Below are 21,008 nucleotides of genomic sequence, written 5' to 3'. Positions count from 1 at the left end.
TAGTCACAGAAGAAATACATAATTCCTAGAGACATCGCTAACAGAGCGCACTACACACTGTACAAACCTATGATCTCCTTTACTTCCCGCAGATTTTTACCTGCAATTGACCGAGCCTGTTCATTTCCAGAAGAGAGTATGGAGTTGAGATAACCAGGATTGTCCAGTAATTCCCTGGTCTTGGTTCTAATAGGCGATATTCTTTTGATCAGTAATTCAGTTAATGCATCTTTAAAATCTTTATTGCTACTGTTTGTAAACCTTGCGCAAACCTCCCTGGGTTCTAAATCAGATAGCGCTGCAAATATGTTTACGAGATTGTTCAACTCTGGCCGCTGGGTGAGTCCTTCATAGCAAAAGCCAGTTGCAGAATCAGTTGTGGCCTTTTTTATCTTCAATGCTATAATATCGTTATCATCACTCAAATTTATACGAGAAAAGTCAGAAGGGTCAGATTTGCTCATCTTCTTTGTACCCGTTCTCAAGCTCATGACCCTAGCGAAGGAATCAAAAGGCATTGCTTCCGGAATGCAAAAAAAGTCAACTTCATAAATAGTATTAAACGTCCTAGCAATGCTCTGCGCAAGCTCCAGGTGTTGTTTTTGATCATTTCCCACAGGAACCAAATTCGCTCTATACAAGAGAATATCTGCAGCCATAAGCACAGGATAACTGTATAGACCCAAATTAGCTCGGCACGAATCTGAACGGCTCTTATCCTTGAACTGCGTCATCCTATTCAGCCACCCCACGGGCGTCAAACATCCGAGTATCCAGCAGAGCTCTGCATGTTCAGGAACAGACGACTGTAAAAAAACTACCGCTTTTGCAGGATCTATTCCACAAGCAATATAAGAAGCTAACAAACTTAGCGTATTTGCCCGTATTCTTAGCGTTTCTGCACTTCCTGAGGTTAAAGCATGCATGTCCACGATGCAAAACACACATTTTCCAGCGTCCTGCAACGCAACCCACTTCTTCACTGCTCCAAGATAATTTCCTAGATGTAACGAGCCACCACTAGGCTGTACGGCAGAAAAAATCATGGTACACTAGTTGCTAGCCTGAGCTGATACTACAACAGAAGCAGGTCTTAACACCTTGCCGTTAAGCACATAGCCAGCCTGTACCACCTCAATTATAGTACCCGCAGGCTTATCATTATCCACAACCTGCGTAACGGCTGTGTGAAACTTTGTGTCAAACGCCTCACCAACAGGACATATCCTCGTGACGCCATGGCTATTCAACACTGCCATCAAGCTGTTCCATGTCATCTCTATTCCAGCATGAACGCTGTCACCAGCGCTGAGATTCTTCAAGGATGCCTCCAGATTATCAAATGAAGGTATCAGATCACGTACAAAACCAGAGATCGAGAAAACTTTAGCATCACTAATTTCCCTATTCATTAAGCGCTCCAAGTTTTTGCTATCAGCCACTGCGAGACGAAGCTGATTGCGAAGTAGTTCTGCCTCTGCACGCAACTTTTCTACCTCAGCAAGGTCGGCACTTATCCTGCTCTGTGTCTTTCCAACACTAGCAGCAAACCTACCGACTTCCGGTTTTGCATTTTTACCAGATTCAACTTTTGAACTCTTTTCCTTATGCGATTCCGCAGCGCCAGCGCACGCGCCAACCACGTCATCAGATTCAGGCTTAGAATTTACGCGATTCTCTTCTGTCATGGCACAAAAACTTCTACACAAGAACATTTAGGTATATAGTAGCTTTATAAGTAAATTTCAAGAGCAAAAGCATTTACCGATGGTGCCTGATGAGAGATTCATGGCTATGGCCTTGACCTTAGCACGCAGAGGATTGGGCAATGTGTATCCCAACCCTGCGGTAGGATGTGTTGTAATGCGTGATGGTGTGGTTGTAGGCAGAGGGTGGACTGTTGCGGGGGGAAGACCTCATGCTGAGATAGTAGCACTACAAAATGCAGGGAATCGTGCTATAGGAGCTACGGTATACGTCACACTTGAGCCGTGTTGTCATGATGGTGTAACAGGGCCGTGCACTTCGGCATTAATCAATGCTGGGGTTAGGAGAGTTGTTATAGGAGTGCAGGATCCTGATTATAGAGTATCCGGCAAGGGAATTAGTTCTCTAGAAACAGCTGGTATAGAGGTTAAATACGGGGTTTTGCAGCAGCAAGCAGAAGCCTTAAATGCCGGTTTTTTCTACAGCAAAGTACTACATAGACCATTAATTACGGCTAAGCTGGCAGCGACTCTAGATGGGAAAATATCGTTTGATGGAGGGTGTGATCGCTGGATAACAAACGATCTTACTAGAAGATGGGTACATAAGCAGCGTGCAATGTATGACGCCATCTTGGTGGGTAGCAATACTGTTGTAGCCGACAATCCAATGCTAGACTGTAGGTTACCAGGGCTGGAAAAGCATTCTCCAATACGGGTAGTCGTTGATAGGTCTGGCAAATTGCTGGCGCAGCATAAAATAGTTTGTACAGCAAGTACCATTCCCACATACATTGTTACTGATAACGAGCCTCAGTGTATTTTTGAGAATGTGAAATATATTAAAGTTGATGGAGGAACAGAATTTTTGGAAAACATGGTACGTGCTCTCACCGCTCAGTTAGGTATTACTAGGCTGTTTGTGGAGGGAGGGGGTATCTTGATCACGGAGTTGCTAAAGAAAAAGTTGATAGACCGTTTTATATGGACTAGAGCCAATAAAATAAGCGGCGATAAAGGATTGAATTCCATTACTGATATTGATGCACAGTTCGGCCAATGCTGTCAGTTTGTAAAGACAGATACGCTATCTTTTTTTGACGATACAGTGGACCTTTTCGATGTTAAATACACTCAATTAAGAAGCAACCTTGAGGAATTTCCTAACTCCGGGACGAAGCCTTTTTCACCTGCAAAGTGCTAGTTACAAAAGAAAGGAACAGAGGGTGAGATTTAAAAGGAGTAGATTGAAACTCTGGATGAAACTGTACACCAACAAACCAAGGATGATCAGGCAACTCAAGCACTTCAGGTAAATCCCGATCCTCGGCAGCACCAGTAAACGCAAGGCCACACTTAGAAAGCACATCCCTATACTCAGGGTTTATCCCATACCTATGCCTACGACGCTCCACAACTGTTGAAGAATTGTATATAGACATTATACGAGAACCCGGTGCCAAATTGCATGTGTAAGATCCCAGACGCATACTCCCGCCCATCTTATACTCATCTCCCACTTGCAAACCCGGCAATTCACAAACCACGGGGTTTTTACAATCAGACTTGAATTCAGTAGAATTCGCATCTTCAATTCCTGCGACGTTAAGGGCAAATTCAATTACAGCCAATTGCATCCCTAAACATATTCCCAACATTGGAATATCGTTCACACGAGCATATTTTATGGAATAGATTTTCGTGCCTATACCATTATCGCCAAACCCACCAGGAATTAATATGGCGTCCGCATCGGTGAGATCAATCTCAGAAGCAGCCAAACGCGCATCTACCCACTTTATCTCTACACGGATACCACTATGCAACCCTGCATGACGCAAGGCTTCCTCCAAAGAGGTGTAAGCATCCAAGGAGGTAACATACTTACCAACTATAGCAACGACAATCCTGTCAGATGCAGTCTCAGACATTCTTAGTACGCTTTTCCACTGCGTAAGATCAGGCTCAGGACTATCTACATCAAAATGCTTGAGAATTTGCGTATCCAGCCTATGCTCATGATACATCACAGGTAACATGTAAATGTTACTGACATCAAGAGCAGCTATTATGTTGTTTTCTGCCAAGTTACAGAAGTTAGCTATTTTAGCACACTGGTACTGCGGCAACCGCGCTCTACTACGATACAAAACAATATCTGGCTGTATCCCTAAAGAACTCAATTCCTTTACAGAATGTTGCGTAGGTTTTGTTTTGAGCTCCCCGACAGCACCTATATACGGCACCAGCGTCAGGTGTACAAATATCGTTAGATTTTTACTCAACCTGTAACTAACCTGACGTATTGCTTCTAGAAACGGTTGACTTTCTATATCACCAACGGTACCGCCTATTTCACATATAACAAAGTCAGCCCCTGCATCATTATGAAGTATACACGAGATTATCAAATCTATCACATGCGGTATCACCTGTACCGTCTGACCAAGATAATCTCCCCGACGTTCCTTTACTATAAGCTCATGGTATATTTTACCAGCAGTTACGTTATCTGCCATTGTTTTCATCACGCCAGTGAAGCGTTCGTAGTGCCCAAGATCTAGATCCGTCTCGCCCCCATCAGAGGTAACAAATACCTCACCGTGCTGGGCGGGACTCATAGTGCCAGGATCTACGTTTAAATACGGGTCAAGCTTTCTTAAGCGCACACTAAACCCACGCGCCTGCAGCAATGCACCTATAGATGCAGCTGCAAGACCCTTACCTAGCGAAGAGACTACCCCCCCAGTAACAAATATAAAACGTGTTGGATTCAACTTACCCACCATACGTAAACGCTACTATTCAGAGGGAACTTCACCAATACCAGCATCCTGGCCTGAAACCAATTCGGACTCTCCAGCAAAATCAACTCCGGATACATCCTTAGACCCGGTGCCCACTAACAGAAGAGTATTTATTATAAAAACAGTAGCGACTACTGCGGTTAACCTTGCCATCAAACGGGAGGGAGAACCCCGATTAAATACCGCTCCAAGATTACACTGTGCTCCACCAAACCCGCCAAGACTATCAGATTCCGGAGACTGAAGCAAAACCAGCACCACCAGCAGAAGTGCCAGAAACACCTGTACGGTAACCAAAAACATAAGGCAAGTGGACAAATAACACCGCTAGATGCTATGACATTTATAGTAGTGAGTCAAGAAGTCGTTAATTAGCATTACTGGATTTAGTTCCTGATTATATCTATGCAGGTGCATATATGTAATTGTAGCCTTCTTTGTGGAATAATCTGAGTAGTTAATACCATTGTTAAATTATGCGCTGTAGGGTAGTGGTTTGTTCATGAACTGTGCAATTTGGGAATACCTAAATGTTATTTGTTAGGCTACACATGTTATTGCGGTCAAGGTAGGGGCTCAAGTGGGTGATGACTACATAATACGCTCGTTTCTGGAGTTTCTTGTCGCTAGCAAGGGGGTATCCGAGAATACGGTCTGTAGTTATAAATGTGATCTTGAAGATTTAAGTCAGTTTTTAAGGAGTAATGGGTTAAAAATTGTTGATGCTAGCTATGATGACCTCTGTGAGTATATAAGGAGCCTAAACGTAAGAGCTTACAGTGCTGCTACCGTTGCCAGAAGAGTATCAGCAATTAAAGGATTGTGTATCTTTCTATACAAGGATCGCATTGTTCATAGTGATTTGTCACTCAGTCTGGAATCTTGTAGGTTGGGTCGCACTTTGCCCAGGGTGATAAGTGAGTCAGATATTGGCATATTATTAGATATTGCCAAGGCAGACCTTTCAGCAGAGGGAAAGCGCTTATATGCCATTGTGAATATATTATACTCATCCGGGATAAGAATATCGGAACTTATACATTTGGGCTTTTTCGAAATCGATGCGATGTTACATGAGCACGTAGGCGATATCGGGTACATTATCATAAAAGGCAAGGGGAACCGTGAGAGACTTGTGCTACTCAATGAGGTGGCTATGGATAGCATAAGAGCCTACCTAGAAGTTCGAAAATGCTTCATTACAGGAGAGAATACGGAGTCCAGGTGGTTATTTCCTGGGGCGAAGTATGATCAGTGTATTAGCAGGCAGAGAGTTGGGCAGTTATTGAAGGAACTTGCAATTTCTGCGGGAATAGATCCAGAAAAGGTTTCGCCACATAAGTTTAGGCATTCATTTGCAACGCATTTACTTAATAATGGCTCTAATATAGTCTTTATACAGAAGATGCTCGGGCACGTTAATCTGTCTACCACACAGGTATATACACATGTCGCTAGTGAACAGCTAAGAGATGTGTTGAGTAGATTTCATCCTATGTCTAAATCCAAAAACTGAAATGTTTGTATGGTGAGGTGTCCAGAATTACGTTTTCACAGCTCAGAGTTTTCCCAACGTAATTACCGTACTTGCTAAGTTAGTGAATGAGTCGCTGGGTGTACAAAATACAAATGGTAAGTTGTGTTTAGGAATAAAGTTGTATCACTGGCTGACTGGGAGAAATAATAACAGAGATAGGGGCGTAATCTTAATGTGTCTGATGCTAGGGCAAGTCTTAAGTATATGCTCTAGTATTTGTCATGTGAGGAGTATGAAAACTGTTTAAAGCGCTTAGGAACATGAGGAAGCATTAATATATGGTGGCATCTGACAGGAATTAGAATTCTGCGTATGTAGTAAACCATCCCTTCCAATATAGTTTATAGATCTACCTTAGTGAGAATTCCATCACGCAATTCTATTACGGCATCAGCTTTTTTAGCGAGGGCTAGGTTATGTGTTGCAACAAGTGCAGCTAGGTTTTTGGATTTTACGTTTTGGTACATTATAGAAAAAATGGTTTCCGACATTTGGGGATCTAGACTTCCCGTAGGTTCGTCAGCCAATAACAGATTAGGGTGGGTTACTATGGCTCGAGCGAAAGCAACTCTTTGCTTTTCCCCACCTGAGAGAGTTGAGATGTGCTGGTTCACTTTGCCCTCTAATCCTACTTCGCATAACGTTATCATTGCTTGATGATTTGCTTTACTAAAACTATTGCCAGCGATTCTCAAGGGGAGCATGACATTTTCCAAAACTGTAAGCTCATGCAGCAAATTTGGAGATTGATATACAAAACCCAGGAAGCTGCGACGCATTTTAGTTCTGACTTTATCACTTTCAGGGGAGCATTGGACATCGTTTATTATGACTTTGCCTTGTGATGGCACTTCTAACAACCCAGCAATATGTAGCAATGTGCTTTTTCCAGCACCAGAATTGCCTATTAAGGCTATAAACTCCCCCTTGAAGATTTCTAAGTTAACATCTGAGAAGACGCAAGTCTGCTGTTCTGAGTAACGCTTACTCACGTTACATAGTTTTAATACTGTGCTCACGGAAGCTCCTGGAGTAGGTACTGGTGGTCAAGTATAGCTTCGGATATGCAGCAGTAAATACGGAAGTACACTATTAAGGTTTGTTTAAAATAGTATCCTATAGTTACGGAGATAATAAAAAATGTTTTACTTCCTGCATTTGAATCTGTGTAGCGAATAAAGAAGACGTGATACTTCTTTTTGGATATGGTTTTTTTGTGGGGTTGATATACATTGTGAAATTAAAGGTGCTATGCTGAAAATGGTCACCGCATAAAATCTGGCGATTTTATGTTAGCATGCTAAGGAACTGTACCTTTCGTTGGGGGAGGAAACAGTTGCGCAAAAAGACCAATGTGTATACTCTTCGGGATCATTTAAGTGTGGGGGACTCTGAGTGCAATGAGCGATTTTTCAGAAAAAGACATGGAGGCTCTTGAGTTTCATAGCAGGGGAAGGCCAGGTAAAGTAGCCTTGTTGCCGACGAAGCCTTTGTTGACTCAGGGAGATCTATCTCTGGCATACTCTCCGGGGGTTGCTGTACCATGTATCAAGATAGCATCGGACCCCGATCTGGTATACGAATATACGGCAAAAGGTAATTACGTTGCTGTAATATCTAATGGCACAGCAGTTTTGGGCTTGGGAAATATAGGCACTTTAGCTTCTAAGCCGGTCATGGAGGGTAAAGCTGTTCTGTTTAAACGCTTTGCTGACATAGATGCAGTAGATATTGAAGTGAACACAGAAGACGTAGATGAGTTCATTAATGCTGTTAAATATCTGGGGCATAGCTGGGGGGGTATCAATCTCGAAGATATACGTGCACCCGAATGCTTTGTTATAGAGAGATGCCTAAGCGAACTTATGGATATACCGGTGTTTCATGATGACCAGCATGGAACGGCGATTATTGTTCTAGCTGGTATAATAAATGCCCTTGATATTACGGGAAAGGTTCTAAAAAACGTCAAGATAGTAGTAAATGGGGCAGGCGCTGCAGGCATTGCTTGTGTTGAAATGCTTAAGTTTGTTGGTGTACCTAACGACAATATTATACTATGCGATCAGAACGGTGTTATATATAAGGGGCGCCAACTTGGCGTTAATGAGTGGAAGTTGAAGCATGCTGTTGAGACAGATACAAGAGACTTGAAAGATGCGATAAAAGGTGCAGACATATTCATAGGGTTGTCTGTACGGGATGTTCTGAGCAAGGAAATGCTTCTTTCTATGAATAAAGATCCTGTAATTTTTGCTCTTGCGAATCCGCATCCAGAGGTAAGCCCAGAATTTGCGAGAGAAGTGAGGGGAGATGCGATAATAGCAACGGGAAGATCAGATTACAGCAACCAGATAAATAATGTGATGGGTTTTCCATACATATTTAGGGGAGCGTTGGATGTGCGAGCTAAGAGAGTTAACAATGAGATGAAATTAGCAGTTGCCCAGGCGATAGCAATGCTAGCAAGAGAAGTGGTGAGCGACGAGGTATTGGAGGCTTATGGTGGCCGAGGTATGAGGTATGGTAGGGATTACATAATACCCACACCGTTTGATCCACGACTAATATCGGTAGTATCACCAGCAGTAGCAAGAGCTGCGATAGAAACAGGGGTAGCGCAGAAGGGAATAGATGACTGGGATAAGTATGCGCGTGCATTAGGTTCTAGAATATCACCTACTTCGAACGTGCTTAATCTTATGTATGGTTCCGTAAAACAGACTCCTAAAAGGGTTATCTTTTCCGAAGGTGAGGAGATTAAGGTCATTAAGGCTGCTTTGCAGTGGAGAAGTCAGGGATATGGTGTGCCGATTTTGGTAGGACGTGCCGATAAGGTTAAGGAGGGATTGGAGCGTATAGGAGTTGATAGCTTAGATGGTATAGAGATAGCTAATGCGGCAGTTTCTGCTCGCAATGACGTATACATAGACTATCTGTACAGTAAGCTCCAGAGAAAAGGATACCTGCATCGTAGGTGCGTTAGGGATGTGAAAACTGATAGAAATGTCTTTGCTGCGTGTATGCTAGCGTGTGGTGATGGGGATATTTTGGTTACAGGTGTAACTAGAGGATATAGAGAATCGCTATCTGATGTGAGTAAAGTGATAGGGGCGCGCAGTGAGATTATGGGGCTATCTGTTATTGTTATGGAAGATAGAACATTGTTTATTGCTGATACTGCGATTAATGAATTTCCGACATCCAAGCAGATGGCAGATATAGCTGTAACAGCAGCGGCTGCTGCGAAGAAGATGGGGCATGAGCCTAGGGTGGCATTTGTATCGTGCTCTAATTTTGGTAGTCATGCACAGGAGGGCACTGAAAGGATAAGAGAGAGCATAGAGATTCTAGATCGCCTTGGTGTAGGCTTTGAGTATGATGGAGAGATGTCCATAGATGTTGCATTGAGGAAGGAGTCTTTGGCATTGTACCCATTTAATCGCATAAAAGGTGGACCTGCTAATGTTTTGATAATGCCTAGTCTGTACAGTGCCAGCATTTCTTCCAAGTTGCTACAAGAGGTAGGAGGTGTTGCAGTTGTGGGGCCTATTCTTATGGGAATGGAAAAGCCGGTGCAGATTGTACAAATGACGGCATCTGTCTCTGAGATATTGAATCTTGCGGTGCTCTCAACGCTATATAATGCCTTGTAGGGTCAGATATGGGGTGTATAGTCGAATTTCATAAGCGAAAGAAGGGCTTGACACCCTTGCATGGTTATGGAGGATGGTTAGAAATATCTTGTTTGACATAAGAGGTTCTGCAGTTATCACCTGAACCAGTCGGAGGAAAACCTGCACGCGTTGATGATAGGGTTTATCGAAGCTGTTAGGTTGTGTGTACTCTAGCTTGTGAGAATGCGTGGACATCGTGAAGTAACAAGTGTTTTAGCTCTACTGTTTTATATATTCTTAGTCTTTGGTGAATAGATTTTAGAAGGGGAGCATCCGTGGTGTATCGATGAAGTTTCTAGGGTATTTGTGTGGAGCAGCAATTGTAGCATTGGCCACAATAGTTGGGGTGCCGTACTTGATTGACTGGGATGCACGTTACGGTGATTATGCGTTTGAGCAGCTTGGAGTAGCCGTCAAGGATAGCGGTGTTTCTATAAAGGTTCTTGGTGATATTCGTGGGAGATTTCTTCCTCCAAAGCTTATAGTGCGTAATTTGTACTTGGGATGCGACGAGGAATCCAAGGGATGCTCAGGAGTTATTGCAGTAGAGAGGCTGGAGATAGGTTTATCTATTTGGTCGCTGCTTAAAGGGGAAAGAAAGGTCGAGTACATTGATCTGTATGGACTGCGTACTAACGCGAAAAGTTTGGGTGATGTTGTAACCACGCAAGCTGGTGCTGGGGTTGGGAAGGTACGTATATTCAACTCGGTTATAGTGCCTGGTCAAACCTTTGAACCATCACCACGCAATGCGGTACATGTAAAGCAAAGCGAGATAAAGTCATATGGTAATTTGTATAGGACTAACACAGAATTTAAGATAGGCAGAGGTAAGTATAGTCTTGTAGCCAATGTTGAATTGCGAAACAGTGGTGATAAGGCTGCCACTGTGGAGATCACATCCGGGAATACCAGGGTATCGCTTTCAGGAAAAGGGCGATACGATGTTGGTGCGGGTGGCAGAACTCTTGTAGAGGTACTTGGTGGCTTTGAGTGGTTGCTAGACGTTAAAACTAGTAATCTTGGGGAATTTTCTCAAGCTTTGTCTATGGTAACCCGGATTGATGTGTTGGGACATATTCACTCTACGGAGGAACTATCGTTACTTGCTGAGTTCAAACACGATGTTGGTCATGGATTTGAAGTTAGCCGTTTAGATATTGAGGGTCATAGCCTTATAGGGAATGTTAAGGGTAAGTGCAATACATCGATGTCTTGTAGTGCGGAGTTGACTTTTTCTTTCATGGATATAGATGCGTTAATAAGGCATGATGATCCAGATGTTAATATATACAATACTCCGGCGCGGGGAAGTAGTAGCGTTTCCTTTCCAGTGATAACTTTGGGAATGGATGCTAAAGCTGAGCTAGACATAAAAGAAATGCGTTACAAAGGTGGTGTTGTTAGAAATATTTCATCTAGCGCTACCATAAGCGATGGGAAGATAGTTGTCGATAGACTGCTTCTTGATCTTCCTGGCAGGAATAATGTGTTGCACGTCAGTGGCACTGCTGTTAACACTGAGGGCAATACAATACCTCGATTTATGGGTACTATTAATGTTGCAGGAGAAGATGTAGATACGCTCATTAGCTGGCTATTTCCCTTTAGCGCCAAGGAGGTACGTGAGGACAAGGGAGATGGAAGTTTTGTACTAAGAAGTGGGTTTTACGTTGCGCCCCGAATTATTGCATTTCCTGACATAAATCTGAATTCGCATCGGGCTAATATTGCGGGTAATCTTAAGTACAAATACGATAGGGGAGGTGGTGTCGTTATAGGTGGAATTACAGTCAGCAATTTTGCTTCTAGCGACTATAAAATGGTACACCTTGATTCAAAGAGTGATAATGATATTTTAAGTTTTATGTGGCTCAGGAATATTACGATTCCTGTACAAGTTGCTGTTAAATTTCGGGATTTTACTATAGGCAGACGGGCGATCAACGAGCTCAGTTTTCTAGCAGACGTATCAAGTCGTCGTATGAGCATAGAAAAAATACGTTTTTTTGCACAAGATAGTAAAAGTCATGTGTCTGACATAAGAGGGTCCGCTAGTGTTACGTTGAGTAGTCAAGGGGTGCGGCCGAAAGTATTTCTAAATCTTGTGGGGGATCAATATAGTTCAGAGTTTTTGTGGGCACCAAAATTGATTGACCGCAACAGCATAGCAGCGGAAGGAGGAAGGAGGGTTTCCCAGGAAGGATACTCAAAGTATGTGTGGTCAAGCCAGCCTATAAATCTCTCGAGTCTTGAGGGTATAGACGGAAATGTGAATGTCAGATTAAAGAACATGACTTTTCTAGGGAGATTGCTAACAGACTTGGTTATGTCGTCTACATTTAAAGAAGGGGTAATGTCTATAGATGATCTTCACTTCAATCAAGGTGAAGGGAATGTGAAGATTAGTGGCAATGTAGGTATGGGCGACGTAACTTCGCTGTCAGTTGTGATTGCTGCTTCTAATGTTGCGTTAGGGAGCGAGGATTCTGACGCTGCAGATGTGGAGGAGACCAAGGGTATGAATCCTAAGGGCAATATAAGTGTTAGTGGAACGTTGCAAATGTATGGAAGAAACGTTCTTGAACTGATGAATTCTGTGAAGGGTAAACTAAAATTTGCTGCAAGGCGTCTCGACGTGAGTGGTGTTGATTTTGATGGATTTATCACGGATCTCTTCAATACAGAAAGCAAGGCAGACATAGCGTCGTTGTCTCGTGTTTACTTATACAGAGGTAATACAGTTTTTGAGAAGTTTGATGGTGAAATGCAGATAGAAAGGGGAACAGCGGTGTCTTCTTTACAGTTTAGGCTGAACAGTGCAGTTGGAGCGGCGTCTATTAACTTCATGATCCCCCAGTTTACTGTAACGTCGCTTTGCAGATTTGCATTTGTACCTCCTGGGGGCAACAGTCCCGCTAGTATAGACATGTCACTGCAGGGGTATGTATGGCAGCCTAAGCCTACTTTCGATATTGATAGACTATTTGAGCTTGTAAAAAGCAGTAGGTGACATACATTGGGCTTATAATTTTATAGCTTTTGTAAAAGGTGAGATAGGGTTGCTGTTTAGTGTGGGATGTTATTAAACGGAGTTGGCGTAGAAGCTATCCGGTGTATTTCTGCGCATAACTTGCTTTGAAGTATAGAGTGAGAAGTTTGCTATGGGGGAAGACATCCTAGTTGGCGCAGTTTGACTCAGCAGTATTAATGTAGTAGTAGCGCACCATAGTGGCTGCTTGATGTATTACGAGAGATACTTACCACCAAAAGAAGCACAAAAAGTAATGTATTGTGGAAGCTTTTCTTTTTCAGTATAACTGCAGCGATGCTTGTTGTTATCAGGTGAAAAGAACGTGTGATTTACGCTATGAAAGATCATTTGGTGATATTACAGGTATTGTTGCCGTTATTATCTGCAACTGTGTGCTCCTTGTTACGCTGTAGGGTGAGTCTCATACAGATGTTTACTTGTGGGGTGGTTACAGGCTCTTTTTTTATATCTCTTTTGTTGTTCTTCCAGGTTTATTTGGGGCAACCCATAGTCTATAAGGTTGGGGGATGGGGTCTGCCTTATGGCATAGAGCTTCAAGTAGATTTACTAAGCGCCACTATGATGTTGTTGGTTACCTTTATAGGGGTAATGAGCACGATTTATGGTATTTACCCTAGCCGAAAAGAAATACCGGCTGAAAAGGTTTCAAAGTTTTATGCAGCCTTTTTATTATCGTTTGGCGGCCTACTAGGCATTCTGGTTTCCAATGATGCTTTTAACGTCTATGTGTTTTTAGAAGTGGCATCAATATCTGCGTACGTACTAGTTGCAATGGGAGTGCACAACGGGTCTCTTGTATCGTCGTTTGAATACCTGATCGTAGGCACTGTAGGTGCGACGTTTTACTTACTGGGTATAGGCTTCTTATATGCGGCTACCGGCACGCTAAACATGGGAAGTATGTTCATGATGCTGCAGGAGTTACCGGTAGATAGGACTGTATATATTGGCGTTTTTTTCGTGATGCTTGGCTTGGTGATGAAGGCGGCTTTATATCCGTTTCACGGTTGGTTGGTTAGAGCATATTCATCATCTCCGGCATTTATTGCGGTGTTTTTATCAGGAACTGCAACAAAGGTAATGATTTACCTTATGATAAGGATAGTATACGGCGTATTTGGAGCGAATCTAGTATTTACAGAGTTACCTTTTGGCAAGATGCTGTTGGCTGTTGCTGCGCTGGCAATTATTGTTGCGTCGGTATTGGCAGCGATGAGCAAGGGCATAAGTGATGTATTGTCTTATTCCAGTGTGGCGAATATTGCATGTGTCATATTTGCGATTAGCGTAAATACGTATGCGGGGTTGGCTGCTGCGGTAACTTATATGGTTAGCCATAGCGTAGCAAAGTCGGCATTGTTTATGGTATCTGGAGGGATATCCTATCACTTTGGTCGGGGAAATGTTGAGAAATGTTTGAGTTTGAGCAGAGTGGTTCCGGGTATTACAGCGGCCTATGTGCTGCTTTCACTTAGCTTGGTCGGGATGCCTCCTACTATGGGGTTTGTCGCCAAGTGGCAAATGCTTAGTTCGTTTGTAAGCGCACGGGCATGGGAGGGTATATTAGCATTGTCTGTCGGATCTGTGTGTTCTGTAATATACACATGGAAGGTGGTAGAATACTTGTATTTCACTCCTCGTATTGTAGAGAAATGCGCTAACGATATTGCGATAAAAACCCCCAAGGCGATGACCTTATGTATGTGGGTAATGGCATGTATCGGGTTAGCCGTAGGGGCATACCCAATACCTCTCACAACCATATCAGAACAAATAGCAAGTACTCTATGTCAGTAGCTAGAGGCAGTAAACCGCGAGTACAACAGAATTCACATACAACCACGACTGTCCCGAAGCAAAACTTTGTTATCTGCTTCTTCCTCTTTCCTGGAACACTTGAGAAACCGATTCAACAGCGGAAATCCTTGTTGTAGCATCCTTTTGAGTGTATGCCGACATGAAGCGTTTAGGTAGCTCATAAGCTCCCCGGGGAGCCGCCATGGATGAATCTGTTATAGGAGAAGCACCGGGATGCGAGGCTTTTCTACCGTAATCTCCACGACGTCTTCTTAGCCGTGATAATGTCCAGTCTATAGCCTTACTCAGAAGAACGTATAAAACTATTCCAAATATCACAGTAAAAACAACACTGGAAACGCTGGGCATAACAACACCACATCACTAACTAACACCTACGGCGAAAAATGCTGAGTGTTCCCCAAGCAACCAGTAATGCAAGACACCACACAACACCCCACGCACGTATTCTATAACAAAGTACGTGGGAAGTAAATAGTAGCATACGTATTGCTTACAGTGATAAGTACAGTATGGGATGGAAATCCTCTGGTTAGTGTGTAATAGTAGAAAGGAAAAAGGCAATAATTCTTGTAGTTGCATTTCAATAATTCTAAAGACTTGTGCGAACAACGCTACCTACACGATTACAGCAGTGGGTAAGAAGATCGCAAGGAGACCACAAGTTTCCTTGCTGCCAATAGTAAAAAAGAAGTATTTTGTGTACTGAGTTATGACCAGCATAGCTATGCTTGAAATTGTAGCAGGTATTTAAAGCAGTGTGTACTACAATCGTACTGTGCATTCCAAGATTGTAGAAATCCTACCAGGGGGAGTGATAATAGGGTTTTGCCAGTAGTGATTCTTATGCACCGACATCTTTCAAGAAGACCGTGAAGTTTATTGTGGATGTTGTGCTAGGAGCTCAAATCACGGACTACTTTTCCCAGCGTAGCTTCATATATTTGAACAAGATACAGCACAATTACAAACCAACATGTGGAGTTGATATTTTGAGAGGTTTCTCACTACTTAGAGCATTGCTTATAAGACCGTTTATTGATTCCTGGGCAGTCACTGCGCTGTTGGGAGAAGAGCATGCTCTTCTCCCATATTTTTATAAGTTTCTGAAATTCATATTTTTAAATTAGGATCGATATTGAGGTTTTGTACTACTTCAGTGCGTTACTTATAAGGCTGTTTATAATGATGCCTGGGCTAGCCACTGTACTGGTGTGAGCAAGTGAAGAACCATCTTCTAACACATTGTCGTCAGCTCCGGGAATTATATCTATGTACCTCTTTCCTAGTAGATCTGCATAAGTAATAGAGGCGGAGCTATCTACAGGTAACAGCAGGCCCTTGTGTATGCACAACGTAACTACTGGAAGGTTGTCGGAGTTCAAAGACATGGCAGTAACGCTGCCGATATTGACACCAGAAACACGCACATCGCTCCCTACCCTCAAGCCATTGACGTCAGAGAACGAGGCGGTGACGAGGTTACACCTATTGTAAAAGCGTACCTGATGAGAGAGTCGGTTGAGCATGAAACTACCCAGGGCTATTACAACAACCGATACAAAAACCCCTACGAGCACCTCTATTATACTGCATTTAGACATATTTACCTAATCTGCTAAACCCGTTAAAGCGAAGCACTAACAAGCGATACACAAATCTGTATAAAGTGAAGCGCACGTCTGCTACAAACCCCACGATACACAACAATCGCCATAAGCTGATATACACCGCAAGCTCGAACACACGACCCATATTGTGTACCGACATAATTTAAAGACAAGTTTACACATGTTGTTAGGATACCTTGATAGGCGATGTTTTGTGCGGGTGGTAAGCATGACTAGTACCCGTCAAATTGGGTACATGCACGCTCTTAGAGCGATCCGACACTATATAATCACTGGTGTAGTGTAGCCAAAGATGACATCCTGCAGGAACAGTAGACGGATCCGCTTTACTAGCGTATACAACCCACCGACGCTCTTTTCCCCTCACAACTCGGGAATAGTAAGAATTGCCTAAAGGATCGGTATACACAAGGCAAGCTCGCTTTCTAGTTAAAAAATTAAACATTGTCAGGAAAAATGCGCGAACTCCCATAAAATCCTAGCTATCCTACGTTGCCCAATTATAAGGTCTATGATATGAAACACAACTGCTAACTGGTTATCTATGGGTAGTTGGCAGAAATTCTTAGTGAAAATTGAGCTTTTATGAAATGTCCGTTTTGTAACAGTGCGGATACAAGAGTGAAGAACTCTAGGCACTCCGATGATAATATGTCTGTGAGAAGACGTAGGTTGTGTGAAGTTTGCAACTCTAGATTCACGACTCTTGAGGAGTTGTTGCTTAAGCCTATCATGGTTCTGAAAAAAGATGGAAGAATGGAGCCTTTTGACAAGCAGAAGTTACTTACATCTATTATGCTGGCTACAAACAAGCGTCCAGTTACCCCTGCACAAATAAATATGGTGCTAAGCAAGATACTGTACAAGTTTGAGTCGGTGAAAGAGGATGTTATTCCTGCTAGGGTGATAGGGGAGATAGTAAAAAACAACCTTTTGGTTTTAGATAAGGTTGCATATATCAGGTTTGTTTCCGTGTATATGGACTTTAGCGATGCAGATGACTTCTGTAGTTTAGTAGAAAAGATTAAAGAGGGATCCGATAAGTGACATAAGTACGGATATTTTTTCTTGAGTTCGTGTGGAGCTTATGTTAGCCTCAAGAGTGGTTTTGGGGGCATAGCTCAGTTGGTAGAGCATCTGTTTTGCACACAGAAGGTCAGCGGTTCGACCCCGCTTGCCTCCACATTTCCGGCTCTGTAGGGGGTTTGCAGTTTCCCTTGTAGGTTGTACCCAGCCCTGAAGCAAGGCTGGGTGTTTGTATTTGTCGTACGAAGGCGTATGGGGTTGCTACAAGAACATCTGGCTTAGGTACAGTATGTTGCCAAAGTTGTGATCTCCTATCGTCACTGATCCTTCGCGTGATACTGTTCCGTCGCGTACTTGGAAGTTCTCTCCTTGGCATGAATCTAGGACTATATTGTCATATAGAGTCATTGCTTTCTCATATGAGATTTCTCCACTCATGTATTGGGAATTAACATTGGTATGAAACTTTCGCATATCATCATATGTTGCACTTATCCAGAGGGGGTAATTTTCAGGATGATTAGGATCTTGAGGTTGATAATAAGCTATGTTTGCATTACTATTCGATTCTCGGAGTTCCAATTGTACATCTCGCTCTTTACGCGTAGCTAATATTGCAGGTGGGTTAGATGATGTGCCATCTGAGTTAGTTTGCTGCACAGGGTTAGCAACAACATCCTTGTATTCATCTTCTTCTGAATGAAAATGGAAAGGGTGTAATTTGTTATCTTTAGGGGTTATTACTAAAATGGGATGATTTCCTTCTGGTACGGGGTCAACCGTGCCACTGTGCGACTGATCATCTACGTGTACAACCTCTGGTACGAAGCATTCAGTAGGGTTATTGTTATCTGGTGAAGATGGTTCTGGCAAATCTGGTATAGCTTCTATACTTCTTAGATGTTGCTCAATTACCTTTCCGATTTCTTCTGCTGTAATATTTTTTCTGTTGATACCAGAAAATTGATATATGGTTGAGTGCTCTTGCGGATTGGCTTGCAGCTCTATTTTGAATGACATGGGTACCATTGCGCTGAGTATGTAATTTTCCATCCATGGCAGATTTTCTTCCAACACTGTTTTATTTTTTCCTTCAAGGCAGATAGAATAATCATTGAGATCGAGGAACAATTTTGATTGTTGAATAACTTCTTGTGTCACGAGGTGGACAGAATCATCTATAGGGGTGATATTGAACGGTATCGCATGAAAGTCTGTTCGGGTATCCTTTAGGGTAAGCATGAGCTTAAATTCATTATTTTGCGGAAAGGTTACAACTGTATGCAACCACTTTATGAGTAGGGAGTATGGATATTCTGTAGTTGATTGAAATTGCAAGTTTTTGTCATTTTTATCATCGGTAAAGGCCACTTTATCCCCAGAGACTACTAAGAATAAAGGGTGCAGATTTGCTGCAGTTTGAACTGTGAGCACACGCTTGTCTAAAATATTATTGGCATCATTATGAGATATTACAATGTCTGTCACAGGGGTAGCATTTAGGAAAGAGTGATGGGTAAGTACTATGCCAGGGATGCCGTGAAAAACCCCTATACTAGTGGGACTTAAATGTGCTACAGGTTGTTCAGAGGCATAAGAGTTACTTAGGTAATTGTCTGGTGTTGGAATAATGTTTATACCACTAACACAGCCGGATTCTTTTGTGTGCTGTGGTGATAGTTTGAAAGCGACGTCGCCTTCAGTTTCTTCGTACATGCGTTCTAAGTCCCAGTTGTTAATAGGAATATCGACTACTACTTTAGGGGTTAATAGATGGGGAGGTATATTCTTAGGTACCTCTCCAAATGCGTTGCATAGTTTAAGTACGTATGCGTCACTAGCAGGGTCGCGCACTATTTTTAAGAAATATTCAGTGTTAAGTGGTAGCACTACCTCCGTATTAGCAATAATATCATAGATAACAACATCTTTTTCGTTAATGAGGCCATAGCTCGCATAGGGTAATGCGATATCTACCCCGTTCACTTTGGACTTTACCGGATAGGTAATCGTATAGTAAGTGCTTGGGACCTCTATTCTGTCACCCATATACACTGGAAGGGTAGAAAAAAGTTCATGTGCTGCATTGCCCGAAGTTACTTCCCGAGGTTCAGGGTTTGACAAAGCTTTCTTGAAGTATGGAATGTACACCTCAACAGTATCGTCTATTGCTACTTTATTGTATTCTAGTAATTTCTTCATGAACTCTTTTTGAGAATTCCCAACAGTAATTTCTGGATTTATATTGATGATATCTTTTAGAAGGTCTGCAGATCCCCTAATGATCTTATTGTCTCCTATAACGCTTGGGGAGACAACCCTGAAATAAGGTGACGATTCTATATGTAATTCAGTATTGTTTTTTATGAATTCTTCGAGTACTCGATATTGCAATAATGGAAATTGCTTGTGAGATCTTTCAGCAAGTAAGGCAGTGTGGTTTATTGTAAATAGTTCATTGCGTTGAAATCCCAAGGTTGAGCATGCTGAGATGTCTTGGATTGGTATTGCAAGGATTCCATCTTTTGTGTGCACGCCCATTGCTTGTATACCATTTTCGTGTTCTGGTATCGTGCTGACTCTTAGGGCATAAAACTTCTTCTCAGCTGTTGCTGTTATGTATTGATCGTTGCTAGCTAGTCTAGCTGTCATCAGTATTTCATGCGCTTGTTGTGGGTCTTCTATCAGTTCAGCTCCAGTTTTATCAGACGAGAAAAACAGCGATGTGCCGTCAGTGATGATGTAGAACGGAAACTTCTCTAACATTTTCGCTCTTGCGGTATCTAACTTCGCTGCATTACGTTCATCTGCAAAATCGAACTGTATGTAGTCTTCTGCACCTTCAGCAGAGTAGCACAGCAATTTTAGGGTTTTAAGGTTGCTATCAACTTCAAATAACACATGTGGTGTCATGAGTTTGAGTGTAGTGGGGTCAACTTTATGTTTATCTATGACTAAGTTGACATGGGAGGATAGAGTATTTGATGATTTGAGCTCGTATGCATAACCACTTGCTTGCTTTCTGTATAGTTCTTTTAATACTTCATTGTCATTGGTAGCTTCACCAATTGTTGTACGTTCTAGGTCAAAGAGTGTCTTATTTGTATCACTTAGGAATTTAAAGAACGGTAGATTTTTGGGGTGAACTATAGAACAGGGTTTGGTTGAGGAATAACACCGTTGTTGGGTATCCGAGAACTCACTTTCATGTAGATCATTTCCGAATTGGTCGCATGCTTTCAATGTGTACGTGTCTGCGTCACGCACTATTTTGACAAACCTATGATGAGGAGCAAGATTGTACACATATGAAAATGCTTGGTGAGTAAGTAAAATACCATCCGAGGTGGAAAGATACCTAGGAGCTGGCAGTTGTATATCTAAGTCAAATTCTTTTCCATAGTGGGATATTTTTGTAGTGTGTGCGTAAGCTGTAAAAAGGGATTTACCAGATTTTGGGTCGGTATATACCTTTTCGCCCAGGCGTAATGGTAGTGAGTACTCAGTAGGTATACCCGGAACTTTAGGCGTAAGGTCTGGAACTTTAGGTTCAGGTTTTTCACTTGGGGCACTGCCATAGGTAGGTGCAATGGTATCAGGCGTGGTAGTAGGTACCGTAGGCGCAAGGTCTGGAACTTTAGGTTCAGGTTTTTCACTTGGGGCACTGCCATAGGTAGGTGCAATGGTATCAGGCGTGGTAGTAGGTACCGTAGGCGCAAGGTCTGGAACTTTAGGTTCAGGTTTTTCACTT

General features: G+C 42.5%; 15 protein-coding genes, 1 tRNA gene and 1 pseudogene. 7 read left to right on the top strand and 10 right to left on the bottom strand.

Translation table 11 applies throughout. The features are described from left to right. Positions 1-50: 50 nt before the first annotated feature. On the bottom strand, positions 51-1,046 hold the full coding sequence (trpS, locus tag KPX09_RS00515) for a tryptophan--tRNA ligase (RefSeq protein WP_249548472.1): 996 nt from the start codon (positions 1,044-1,046) through the stop codon (positions 51-53). A 6-nt stretch (positions 1,047-1,052) separates the two neighbouring features. Further along, positions 1,053-1,688: a nucleotide exchange factor GrpE gene (locus KPX09_RS00510; RefSeq protein ID WP_249548471.1), complete on the bottom strand. Its 636-nt coding sequence runs from the start codon at positions 1,686-1,688 to the stop codon at positions 1,053-1,055. A 79-nt stretch (positions 1,689-1,767) separates the two neighbouring features. Here KPX09_RS00510 and ribD point away from each other — a divergent pair, with 79 nt between their 5' ends. Then, complete coding sequence (gene ribD / locus KPX09_RS00505; RefSeq protein ID WP_249548470.1) at positions 1,768-2,910, top strand: bifunctional diaminohydroxyphosphoribosylaminopyrimidine deaminase/5-amino-6-(5-phosphoribosylamino)uracil reductase RibD; 1,143 nt, start codon at positions 1,768-1,770, stop codon at positions 2,908-2,910. On the opposite strand, the gene KPX09_RS00500 is transcribed toward ribD, so the two are convergent. Both KPX09_RS00500 and secG read right to left on the bottom strand, forming a co-directional pair. Beyond that, positions 2,870-4,495: a CTP synthase gene (locus KPX09_RS00500; RefSeq protein WP_249548468.1), complete on the bottom strand. Its 1,626-nt coding sequence runs from the start codon at positions 4,493-4,495 to the stop codon at positions 2,870-2,872. The genes ribD and KPX09_RS00500 overlap by 41 nt on opposite strands. Before the next feature lie 12 nt (positions 4,496-4,507). Further along, entirely contained in the window at positions 4,508-4,831 is a 324-nt protein-coding gene (secG, locus tag KPX09_RS00495) for a preprotein translocase subunit SecG (protein WP_249548466.1), read from the bottom strand. A 262-nt stretch (positions 4,832-5,093) separates the two neighbouring features. Here secG and KPX09_RS00490 point away from each other — a divergent pair, with 262 nt between their 5' ends. After that, positions 5,094-6,029: a tyrosine recombinase gene (locus tag KPX09_RS00490; RefSeq protein ID WP_249548464.1), complete on the top strand. Its 936-nt coding sequence runs from the start codon at positions 5,094-5,096 to the stop codon at positions 6,027-6,029. A gap of 362 nt (positions 6,030-6,391) precedes the next feature. On the opposite strand, the gene KPX09_RS00485 is transcribed toward KPX09_RS00490, so the two are convergent. After that, the gene (locus KPX09_RS00485) at positions 6,392-7,069 is read right to left on the bottom strand and encodes an ABC transporter ATP-binding protein (RefSeq protein WP_249548462.1); all 678 of its coding nucleotides are present in this window, start codon (positions 7,067-7,069) and stop codon (positions 6,392-6,394) included. A gap of 381 nt (positions 7,070-7,450) precedes the next feature. On the opposite strand from KPX09_RS00485, the gene KPX09_RS00480 reads away from it, so the two are divergent. The 3 genes from KPX09_RS00480 to KPX09_RS00470 all read left to right on the top strand — a co-directional run bounded on the left by KPX09_RS00480 (position 7,451) and on the right by KPX09_RS00470 (position 14,579). After that, the gene (locus KPX09_RS00480; RefSeq protein WP_249548461.1) at positions 7,451-9,706 is read left to right on the top strand and encodes an NADP-dependent malic enzyme; all 2,256 of its coding nucleotides are present in this window, start codon (positions 7,451-7,453) and stop codon (positions 9,704-9,706) included. A 307-nt stretch (positions 9,707-10,013) separates the two neighbouring features. Further along, positions 10,014-12,740: an AsmA-like C-terminal region-containing protein gene (locus tag KPX09_RS00475; protein ID WP_249548459.1), complete on the top strand. Its 2,727-nt coding sequence runs from the start codon at positions 10,014-10,016 to the stop codon at positions 12,738-12,740. A gap of 357 nt (positions 12,741-13,097) precedes the next feature. Then, the gene (locus tag KPX09_RS00470; RefSeq protein ID WP_249548457.1) at positions 13,098-14,579 is read left to right on the top strand and encodes a proton-conducting transporter membrane subunit; all 1,482 of its coding nucleotides are present in this window, start codon (positions 13,098-13,100) and stop codon (positions 14,577-14,579) included. Positions 14,580-14,648: 69 nt separating this feature from the next. On the opposite strand, the gene KPX09_RS00465 is transcribed toward KPX09_RS00470, so the two are convergent. From KPX09_RS00465 to KPX09_RS00450, 4 genes are all read right to left on the bottom strand, one after another. Next, the gene (locus KPX09_RS00465) at positions 14,649-14,948 is read right to left on the bottom strand and encodes a hypothetical protein (protein ID WP_249548456.1); all 300 of its coding nucleotides are present in this window, start codon (positions 14,946-14,948) and stop codon (positions 14,649-14,651) included. Between the two features lie 803 nt (positions 14,949-15,751). Then, positions 15,752-16,204, bottom strand: a complete 453-nt coding sequence (mlaD, locus tag KPX09_RS00460; protein WP_249548455.1) for an outer membrane lipid asymmetry maintenance protein MlaD — start codon at positions 16,202-16,204, stop codon at positions 15,752-15,754. Next, a complete protein-coding gene (locus KPX09_RS00455) occupies positions 16,197-16,370 on the bottom strand; it encodes a hypothetical protein (RefSeq protein WP_249548453.1) in 174 nt (57 codons plus the stop codon). Before KPX09_RS00455 ends, mlaD begins: the two co-directional genes overlap by 8 nt. Positions 16,371-16,397: 27 nt before the next feature. Further along, positions 16,398-16,676, bottom strand: coding sequence for an NADH-ubiquinone oxidoreductase subunit NDUFA12 family protein (locus tag KPX09_RS00450; protein WP_249548451.1), 279 nt, complete (start codon positions 16,674-16,676; stop codon positions 16,398-16,400). Positions 16,677-16,816: 140 nt separating this feature from the next. Between KPX09_RS00450 and nrdR the strand changes: the two genes are divergently transcribed. Together nrdR and KPX09_RS00440 are read left to right on the top strand one after the other, a co-directional pair. After that, complete coding sequence (gene nrdR / locus KPX09_RS00445) at positions 16,817-17,278, top strand: transcriptional regulator NrdR (protein ID WP_020849206.1); 462 nt, start codon at positions 16,817-16,819, stop codon at positions 17,276-17,278. Between the two features lie 63 nt (positions 17,279-17,341). Further along, positions 17,342-17,414 (top strand) — tRNA-Ala (locus tag KPX09_RS00440). 104 nt (positions 17,415-17,518) lie between these two features. Here the strand turns inward: KPX09_RS00440 and KPX09_RS00435 are convergent. Then, positions 17,519-21,008 (bottom strand): annotated as a pseudogene (locus KPX09_RS00435) (hypothetical protein); the annotation flags it as partial.

Origin of the sequence: Anaplasma phagocytophilum, from assembly GCF_023476575.1 — a bacterium.
Classification (GTDB): Bacteria; Pseudomonadota; Alphaproteobacteria; order Rickettsiales; family Anaplasmataceae; genus Anaplasma; species Anaplasma phagocytophilum_A.
Note: the sequence above shows the minus strand (reverse complement) of the source record. Positions and strands in the feature narration are given on the sequence as shown.

Bases quoted from the DNA above. Each gene is read 5' to 3' on its own strand.
- trpS (WP_249548472.1), bottom strand. From the start codon at position 1,046: ATGATTTTTTCTGCCGTACAGCCTAGTGGTGGCTCGTTACATCTAGGA.
- KPX09_RS00510 (WP_249548471.1), bottom strand. From the start codon at position 1,688: ATGACAGAAGAGAATCGCGTAAATTCTAAGCCTGAATCTGATGACGTG.
- ribD (WP_249548470.1), top strand. From the start codon at position 1,768: ATGGTGCCTGATGAGAGATTCATGGCTATGGCCTTGACCTTAGCACGC.
- KPX09_RS00500 (WP_249548468.1), bottom strand. From the start codon at position 4,495: ATGGTGGGTAAGTTGAATCCAACACGTTTTATATTTGTTACTGGGGGG.
- KPX09_RS00480 (WP_249548461.1), top strand. From the start codon at position 7,451: ATGAGCGATTTTTCAGAAAAAGACATGGAGGCTCTTGAGTTTCATAGC.
- KPX09_RS00475 (WP_249548459.1), top strand. From the start codon at position 10,014: ATGAAGTTTCTAGGGTATTTGTGTGGAGCAGCAATTGTAGCATTGGCC.
- KPX09_RS00470 (WP_249548457.1), top strand. From the start codon at position 13,098: ATGAAAGATCATTTGGTGATATTACAGGTATTGTTGCCGTTATTATCT.
- KPX09_RS00465 (WP_249548456.1), bottom strand. From the start codon at position 14,948: ATGCCCAGCGTTTCCAGTGTTGTTTTTACTGTGATATTTGGAATAGTT.
- mlaD (WP_249548455.1), bottom strand. From the start codon at position 16,204: ATGTCTAAATGCAGTATAATAGAGGTGCTCGTAGGGGTTTTTGTATCG.
- KPX09_RS00455 (WP_249548453.1), bottom strand. From the start codon at position 16,370: ATGTCGGTACACAATATGGGTCGTGTGTTCGAGCTTGCGGTGTATATC.
- KPX09_RS00450 (WP_249548451.1), bottom strand. From the start codon at position 16,676: ATGTTTAATTTTTTAACTAGAAAGCGAGCTTGCCTTGTGTATACCGAT.
- nrdR (WP_020849206.1), top strand. From the start codon at position 16,817: ATGAAATGTCCGTTTTGTAACAGTGCGGATACAAGAGTGAAGAACTCT.